Here is an 8107-nt window from a genome sequence, read left to right on the forward strand (position 1 = left end):
GTTCTCTACTCAGTTCTCTACTCAGTTCTCTACTCAGTTCTCTACTCAGTTCTCTAGTTAGGCGTACTAGGACCTTGAACCTTAGGAAGAGCATAGCTCGCTATGCTAGCTAGCTCTCTCGATAGTTAGCCTAAAAGTGGCTCAACTATCGAGAGACTTCGTCTCTTTTAAAGTCTGTTCATCGCTCGGCTCAAGGCTCTATCATTTCTGATTGCGTCCTCAGTCGAACTTCACAGTATTCAGTTTAAACTCATCCAGCCCTTGTTCCTCCTAGCCTCTACCTTTTACGTCAAAGAGTCGACTTCTTTTTGGTTTTTAGTGAGAAATTTTAAAAACTCACGCTTGCTAGCAGGATTGAATATAGCATTCCCTAGACTTCCAGCCATTTGATTTCTGGCTCTGCCGCTGTTTCTTATTGTCGTTGCATACAACAAAGGTTCAGCACACCTATGGTCCTTCCACACGTTAACTACAGTTATGGTATTTCCATAATCACGGGTTCATTTTGTGACGAACAGAAGGGTACCACCCTCATTTAACTTAACAGAGATATTAAGCAAGATTGTCATTCCTGTTGGATAATAACGCAAATAAAAAGAACTGAACCAACTTACGTGATCCAGTTCCAAACTTTTACTTAATATTTTTTGCTTTTTAGGAATTTATTTGATATTATAAACCCTGTAAAGTAATCAAAAGAAACGTCCATTTCTTTTGATTAAATATCAGTTAAGTGTTTGTTAACTGGTATCAACGCAAGCTAGTATTGCCGTGCTAGCCTTAAGTAACAAGCATTAAAGTCATGATGTCCAGTCATGGCTTTTTTGTTACCCAATTTTTACGTTAAAGCCGTTTATTTAATTTATATATTAAGAATATCATATTAAATTATTTTAGCAAATTTTTTTAATGTATATATCATTTGTAATTTTTACATTAAGTAAAATTAACCATTAATAGAATTTATTATAACTAATATTAAACCCAAAAATTATACATTAAAATTATAGAAATAAGTAAAAATTAATATTTATATTTCATGTTCTATAAATTAAATCTAGTTTATTTATATAATAGAAATGCAAAATAACAAAACTGTATTTAATTCTTAAAATAGCTGAATGAGAGAACTAATTTAAAGCATAATTAATCAAGTATTTTAACCTTAAATTTAATTCAAAATATTAGAAAGTAATAATAAAGAAAAAACGGGCCCTATTATTAAAATAATAATAGGGCCCGTTTTTTAATAACAATATCAAGAACAAATTTCTTAAATAAAGATAGTTTTGTTAAACTATTTTTTATATTTTCTTAATAAGATTAGCAAAATAACAAACTGAATTAAAGACGATACCAAATATATTAGTACATGAAAATTTCTAACATTATCTATTATTGTTGTTGTTATTGCTGATATTATAAAAATAGGTAAAAATAACAATAAAAATAATTTATAAGAATTCATTTTATTGTTCTCCAAATGCTGTCATAAATGTAGTTCCTTTTTTAAATCTAAACCATGCTCCTCTATCACTATTAATAGTACCAATAGCTCCGACAATGACACTAGAAATTGCTTCTGCAGCTACTGTAGAAGCTCCCCCAGTTGGTAGTGCAGCAATAACACCCAATCCAACTGCTGCACCAATTGCACCTGCTCCAGCCCATTTAGCTACCTTAATTATTGCTGAGTTAATATAAATTGTGTATGTGCTCTTATGAACTTTAACATAAGTACCACCTTGTAGACTAGATTCGATTGGATTTGGATTTTGAACAGAAACACTAGCAACATTTGAAATATTTTTTATTTCGTTAATAGTATTTTGATCCATCTTTGCATATATGGAAGGATTATTTGATTTTAAATTGTTTAAAAATTGATTTCCAGAAACTATTTGTTCTTCTGATACATTATTTTTAATTGGTAATGATCCATTATCACTAGTGTTGAAAGTTTGATAATTAATATCATTAGAACTTGAATCAGCACTTGCAGACAAAGTACCAATAGAAACTGTAGCCAATGATGAAGCTGTTAATGATACAATACCTAATTTAAATAGACTTTTTTTCCATGAATTTTTTAACATAATACAAGACATCCTTTCATATAATGGCAAAATGATTAAAATGTTATAATCACTTTAACATAATAATTTAATTATTGCAGAATTAAATAAAATTTTTTTAATAATTAATACATATTTGGATGGTTTTGTAAAAAATAAGAAAATAAAAAATTGGTCAAAAAATAATAGGTAAGAATTGTACTATTAAGTTTAAAAGATGTTACAGTTGATAAATTTAAAAAGATTAAAGAATGATAGACAAAGTTAATTACAAATTATATAAAACTGAAAAATATATTTAAAAAAGTAGATTAAAAATCATATTGAATAATGTTAATTATTAACCAAAATCAATATTATTTAAAATTTTTTCGGTGGATTCACGGTCTAAACCTAAATACCTTAAAGTCATGGACTGAGAAGAATGATTCAATAGATTCATTACTAATCCAATATTGTAATTTGATTGAATATATACACGATAAGCTCCCGTTTTACGCATCGTATGGGTTCCTAAATAGTTAATATTCAATAAATCGCCCACTTTCTGCATGATTCGATAAAATTGACGGCCATCAATGTGCTTGTCATTTTCGCTGCTGGGGAATAACCATTTGGAATGAATTTGATTATCGACTAACCATTGATGATATGTCCTTAAATCATTTTCCACGGGTTTTAAATATAAATTGTTTGGCTTGCCGGTTTTTTGATCGTGAATGTACGCATGGGACCTAATGTATCCCTGTTCATCAAACACGTCGCTGTATTGTAAAGCTAAGACGTCACTGACACGTAAGAGGGTCGCTTTGCCCACTTGAAAAATGGTTAAATTACGAAGTCCCCAACGAAAATTATGTAAAAGAGTGTCTTGTACTTCACTTAAAACATTGGAATCTTTAATAGGATAGACCATTTGTTTCATAATAAATATATCCTTTCTTAATAAGCATAATATACAAAAATTTATTTATATTAATATTTAATTATATCAATTCAATATGGAGATGTTGTTATGAAAAATAAACTCGAAAATATAATAATGATTGCTGGTTTTATAATCGTTGTAATGTCTGTTTGTTTACCAAAAAGTTTATTACTATTAGGTTTGCTAATTGGCTTTTTCGGTATAACTTTTAGTAAACATATTGCCAATTATCTAAATAATAAAATTAGCTCTAAACAGGTGTAATAATTATCTATGAAATAATAATAACACCCATTTAAGCAAAAACAACACCCCATGACTACCATTACGGTAATCATGGGGTGTTGTTAGCATATTATGATACATATTTGAATTAATAAATAACTGTCGTAAATTGATTATTAATTGGCGCATATAAACATTATATAAATAACCAATAATAAATATAATATTTATATAGAGGAGGAAGCGAATATGAAAAATAATGTTGTTTTTATAACGGGTGCAAGTAGTGGAATTGGATACTCAACCGCTAAAATATTAGCAAACAATGGATATAAAGTTTATGGAGGAGGTAGAAGATTAGATAAATTAAATTCATTAAAAGAATTTGGAGTTACTCCAATTAAATTAGATGTAACTGATAATTTCTCAAGAAATAAGGCAATTAATCAAATAATAAAAAAAGAAGGCACCATTGATGGACTAATTAATAATGCTGGTTATGGATCATATGGAGCATTAGAAAACGTTTCAATTGAAGAAGCAAAAAAGCAAATGGAAGTCAACGTTTTTGGTATGATTGAACTAACAAAATTAGTACTTCCATATATGAGAAAACAAAAATATGGAAAAATTATAAATATTTCTTCTATTGGTGGAAAAATGGTTAGTTACTTTGGTGGCTGGTATCATGCTAGTAAATATTCAGTAGAAGCCTTAAGTGATGCATTAAGAATGGAAACTAAGAAATTTGGTATAAAAGTAGCAATAATAGAACCTGGTGGTATAAAAACTAATTGGGGAATGATTGCAGCAAATCAATTAATCAATTCTTCTAAAAATACCGTGTATCAGAAAGAAGCTTTAAAAGCCGGCAATGGAATGAAGAAACAATATAATGGCAATGGACTTTCAAGTCCTAATGTAGTTGCTAAAAAAATTCTTAAAGCAATGAACAAAAAGAATCCAAAAACACGTTATGTAATGGGAACAGCAGCAAAACCTGGTGTAATAATGCATGCATTATTACCAACTAAATTATTTGATTTTATTATGATGCATGTATCTTAAAATAATAAACTAAAGAAGGAATTATAGAATGAAAAATTATATATTAGATGGTCAATATATAAAATATTTTAATTTATTAGGAATAGATATTAAAAAAGTCATTAATCAAATGCATTTACCATTCAATTTTTTTAATCAAGATAACCCATCTTTAAGTGAAAAAAAATATTATATGTTTATGTCACTTGTAGGAGAACAAATAAAGAATGAAAATGTCCCAATCAAATTAGCTACTTATGACAATGTAGAAACATTCTCACCAGCAATATTCACATCGTATTGTAGTAAAAACGGTGAATCATTTATCACAAGATTATCACAATATAAAAGATTAATTGCTCCAATTAAATATAGTTTAGATAAAAATAAAGATAATTTTGAAATAAATATAGAACCAAGCAACATAGCATTAAGAATACCATCTTTTCTATTAGAAATAGAATTCATTTTTTTAGTCCATGTAATTAGAAAAGCAACTAATAAACCTATAAATCCTAAAATGATTATTACAAACTATGATTTTAGTGAATCATTCAAAAAATATATGTCATGTAATATAGTAAAAGGAAACTTTAATAAAATCATATTCTATAATAATGACTTAAAAGTTCAATTTAATAGTTATAATGAAAATATGATTAAATTCTTAGAACCTATTCTATATAAGAATTTAAATGATTTTGAAACAGATAATAGCTATAAATCTCATGTACAGACAACTCTAATTAATTTATTGCCTGCTGGCAAATGTGCCATTGAAGATGTAGGTTATAAATTAAATATAAGTACTAGAACTCTTCAAAGAGCATTAAAAAAAGAACATACTACTTTTAGAGAGCAATTAAATCACACAAGAAAAATTCTAGCCGAAAATTATTTACAAAACACTAACATGAGTAGTTCAGACATAGCATTCTTATTAGGTTATCAAGAAATCAATTCTTTTTTACGAGCTTTTACTGTTTGGACAGGAAAAACTATTTTAGAATACAAAAAACAAATTGATAAATAGCATTTGGCATAAATTAACATTTTATTGTCATGGAATGATGTTACAAAAATAATATAATTTTTATAAAATATCTTCTGTAATATTAAATTACAATTTTTTACAGGAGGTAATGTTAATGAATCGTCCATATGTGTTTTGCTATATGGCACCTTCCTTAAATGGAAAAATCAAAGGATCATATAGAAAAAAATTAGAAGAAGAAAATAGTGATGCAACAAAATTATTTTATGTAGAAGGATTTACCCCTGAAGGTCGCTATGGTGATAATCAAGGTGTAATGTGTGGTAGATTAACAACAGATGAAAATCTAACAAAATTCAAAAAGCCAGAATTAGATACAAATGCTGAAATTGTAAAAGCTGGGGATTTTATCGCAAAAGATATTAATTTAGATAATAAATTTTATATCTCAGTTGATCCTAAGGGAAAAATAGCTTGGCAAAATAGTACTATTAAATTTGGTAATTTAACAAATAATATTATAGAAATCATTACCAATGAAACAAGCAACGAATATAAAGACTTTTTAAGAAGAAAAAACATTTCATATATCATTGCTGGTGATAAAAATATAGACTTTGAGACCGCTCTAATGAAATTAAAAAAATTATTTAAAATTGAAAAATTGATGCTTGGCGGTGGCGGTATCTTAAATTGGTCACTCATACAACAAAATCTTTGTGACGAAATTAGTTTGCTAGTTATGCCAACAGCTGATGGAAGTCCCGATACCCCATCTTTATTTCAATCCAAAGACGGTATGTCTGGTGATAAACCAGTAAGCTTTAATTTAAAAACAGTTGAAAAAAAAGGTAATATAGCTTGGCTAACATATACTATAAATAATAATAATTAAACTTATAAAATAAATTCTTTATATGATTAAAATAGATAATAATTAAAATGAAATAAAGGAACCCCTAAAGCGCAACAACTATTTAGGGGTTCCTTTTTAATTAATACATATATTTGATATTAATTAAAAAATAAAATACAATATATGTATGACATATGAATGACAGGAGGAATATACCGTGCCTAAAATTAAACAAAAAAGCGAAAGAATCAGTGTCAGAATTGCTCCAAAAGTGAAAAAAGCCGCTGAAAAAGAATTAGATAAACATGGTTTAAGTATATCAAATTACATTCAATTTGCTTTAGCCAATATTGCTAATGGTCAGGACGATGCTTATTTAAATACACCAGACGCTTTAGAAGCTAAAGATGAAGTTGAAAAGGGTGAAACTAAAACAATCGGATCATTAAAAGATTTTGAAAAATACACCAAAAAAATGCAAAAAGAAGTAAGAGATGGAAATTAAACGAACTAAAAAATTTGACCATTCTTATAAAAAAATGTTGAAAAAACATTATCCGGTTGAATTAATACAAAAAGGTTTAATTGCTATTGCAGAAAACAATAATAATATTTTATTAAAAATCAAAGACCATTCATTGAGTAATAATTGGAAGGGGTATAGAGCATTTCATCCTGGAAGATTAGCAAACAAGAATCATAAGACTTTGGATAACTGGATTGTTATTTATAAAATAAGTGATAATCAATTAATCTTAACTTTGGTTGATACAGGACAACATAAAATTTTATAGAAATAAAATAATTATTTGTAAGTATTTTAGAACTTAGGTTTTAGGTTTTAATCCATCAAATTAATGCGTATGATCGCAATTAATTTGATGGATTTTTTTGTTACTTTAAAAGAGAAAAGAAACAAAAAAACATTCAAAACATTGGTAAAGAAGTCTTAAAACAACATAAAGAAATCAAAGATAGTGAAGATTTTAAAGGAAATTATGTTGTCATGAACAAAAACTATAAAGAAGTTCTGGATGCTTTCACCATCATTATGGGGATAAAAACAGACGAAAATGGTCAAAAAAAGCTTGGTTTCAGAAACACTGAAGAAATAGATGAAATCTTTCATCAAAATGTAACTGATGAAGACAAAGAAAGATATCTACAAAAAATAGTCAATCATATTCAAAAAATTCAAAATAAGTAAGGATCAATAAAATTAAACAACACAAAAGACAAGGTCATCTATCATAAATTTAGCAAAAGTAAAAAAGGACATAAATGGGACTTAAAAGTTACTAGAAATAAACCTAATTGGAAATATATCAATGTCTTGTTAGCATGGATTCTAGTATTTTATTTAATCCTACATTTTCTAGTAAAATTAATTTAAAAGTAAATAAAGTAATCTAATTTGGTTAGATAATATTTCACTCAAAATTTATCCTTATCTATAATCAAATATATATACTTAAAAAACGCCTTTCAAACTATAAAAGTTGATAGAAGTTTTTAAATTATTAAAGGAGTGATTATCTTGGAAAATATAGATTTAAAAGAAGTAGGCAATCATGGAAGACATTTAGTAACTGCCACATATTTCGGCACCAAAGAAACCAAATCATACAAAAATAAACATAAATTTTATTTACAAAATATGATCATGCTGTCAGATATCACCTTAGAAAATCAATCCGTCCCTTTCTTAAACAAATACAATAAAATATCTTATGGAAAAACATTTAAATCACTTGGACAAATTGATAAAGGAACTAAAATTCAATTTAGATGTACTATTGAAACCTATAAAGACCCTACCAAAAAAGATAAGAAGAAAGTTAGATTCAAACTTTCTAGGCCTTATAAACCAACCATTGTTGAATAAATATACACAAAAAACGCCCTTAAACTTATTTGAGGGCGTTTTTCTCTACTCAGTTCTCTACTCAGTTCTCTACTCAGTTCTCTACTCAGTTCTCTAC

The 8107-nt window shown here is 27.4% G+C and carries 10 protein-coding genes; 8 read left to right on the forward strand and 2 right to left on the reverse strand.

All coding sequences use genetic code 11. The features are described 5' to 3' along the window. Positions 1 to 1469: 1469 nt before the first annotated feature. Together FD06_RS02360 and FD06_RS02365 are read right to left on the reverse strand one after the other, a co-directional pair. The gene (locus FD06_RS02360) at positions 1470 to 2096 is read right to left on the reverse strand and encodes a hypothetical protein (protein WP_056965846.1); all 627 of its coding nucleotides are present in this window, start codon (positions 2094 to 2096) and stop codon (positions 1470 to 1472) included. A gap of 319 nt (positions 2097 to 2415) precedes the next feature. Next, positions 2416 to 3000, reverse strand: coding sequence for a tyrosine-type recombinase/integrase (locus FD06_RS02365; protein WP_056965848.1), 585 nt, complete (start codon positions 2998 to 3000; stop codon positions 2416 to 2418). Between the two features lie 90 nt (positions 3001 to 3090). Between FD06_RS02365 and FD06_RS07590 the strand changes: the two genes are divergently transcribed. The 8 genes from FD06_RS07590 to FD06_RS02400 all read left to right on the forward strand — a co-directional run bounded on the left by FD06_RS07590 (position 3091) and on the right by FD06_RS02400 (position 8010). Beyond that, positions 3091 to 3267, forward strand: coding sequence for a hypothetical protein (locus tag FD06_RS07590; protein ID WP_156403079.1), 177 nt, complete (start codon positions 3091 to 3093; stop codon positions 3265 to 3267). A gap of 210 nt (positions 3268 to 3477) precedes the next feature. After that, a complete protein-coding gene (locus tag FD06_RS02370; protein WP_056965850.1) occupies positions 3478 to 4296 on the forward strand; it encodes an oxidoreductase in 819 nt (272 codons plus the stop codon). A 28-nt stretch (positions 4297 to 4324) separates the two neighbouring features. Then, positions 4325 to 5308 (forward strand): helix-turn-helix domain-containing protein, encoded by a 984-nt coding sequence (locus FD06_RS02375; RefSeq protein ID WP_056965852.1) that lies wholly within the window; start codon positions 4325 to 4327, stop codon positions 5306 to 5308. 115 nt (positions 5309 to 5423) lie between these two features. Beyond that, positions 5424 to 6164, forward strand: a complete 741-nt coding sequence (locus tag FD06_RS02380) for a dihydrofolate reductase family protein (protein WP_056965854.1) — start codon at positions 5424 to 5426, stop codon at positions 6162 to 6164. A 178-nt stretch (positions 6165 to 6342) separates the two neighbouring features. Then, on the forward strand, positions 6343 to 6630 hold the full coding sequence (locus FD06_RS02385; protein WP_056965856.1) for a type II toxin-antitoxin system RelB/DinJ family antitoxin: 288 nt from the start codon (positions 6343 to 6345) through the stop codon (positions 6628 to 6630). Further along, entirely contained in the window at positions 6620 to 6919 is a 300-nt protein-coding gene (locus tag FD06_RS02390) for a type II toxin-antitoxin system mRNA interferase toxin, RelE/StbE family (RefSeq protein WP_056965857.1), read from the forward strand. The genes FD06_RS02385 and FD06_RS02390 overlap by 11 nt, the downstream gene beginning before the upstream one ends. Positions 6920 to 7176: 257 nt before the next feature. Then, positions 7177 to 7332: a hypothetical protein gene (locus FD06_RS02395; protein ID WP_156403080.1), complete on the forward strand. Its 156-nt coding sequence runs from the start codon at positions 7177 to 7179 to the stop codon at positions 7330 to 7332. Positions 7333 to 7662: 330 nt separating this feature from the next. Next, on the forward strand, positions 7663 to 8010 hold the full coding sequence (locus FD06_RS02400) for a hypothetical protein (RefSeq protein WP_054658816.1): 348 nt from the start codon (positions 7663 to 7665) through the stop codon (positions 8008 to 8010). The last annotated feature ends 97 nt before the right edge of the window (positions 8011 to 8107 follow it).

The sequence above is a fragment of the Apilactobacillus ozensis DSM 23829 = JCM 17196 genome, assembly GCF_001435995.1.
Lineage (GTDB): Bacteria > Bacillota > Bacilli > Lactobacillales > Lactobacillaceae > Apilactobacillus > Apilactobacillus ozensis.

Bases quoted from the DNA above. Each gene is read 5' to 3' on its own strand.
- FD06_RS02390 (WP_056965857.1), top strand. From the start codon at position 6,620: ATGGAAATTAAACGAACTAAAAAATTTGACCATTCTTATAAAAAAATG.
- FD06_RS02360 (WP_056965846.1), bottom strand. From the start codon at position 2,096: ATGTTAAAAAATTCATGGAAAAAAAGTCTATTTAAATTAGGTATTGTA.
- FD06_RS02375 (WP_056965852.1), top strand. From the start codon at position 4,325: ATGAAAAATTATATATTAGATGGTCAATATATAAAATATTTTAATTTA.
- FD06_RS07590 (WP_156403079.1), top strand. From the start codon at position 3,091: ATGAAAAATAAACTCGAAAATATAATAATGATTGCTGGTTTTATAATC.
- FD06_RS02370 (WP_056965850.1), top strand. From the start codon at position 3,478: ATGAAAAATAATGTTGTTTTTATAACGGGTGCAAGTAGTGGAATTGGA.
- FD06_RS02395 (WP_156403080.1), top strand. From the start codon at position 7,177: ATGGGGATAAAAACAGACGAAAATGGTCAAAAAAAGCTTGGTTTCAGA.
- FD06_RS02380 (WP_056965854.1), top strand. From the start codon at position 5,424: ATGAATCGTCCATATGTGTTTTGCTATATGGCACCTTCCTTAAATGGA.
- FD06_RS02365 (WP_056965848.1), bottom strand. From the start codon at position 3,000: ATGAAACAAATGGTCTATCCTATTAAAGATTCCAATGTTTTAAGTGAA.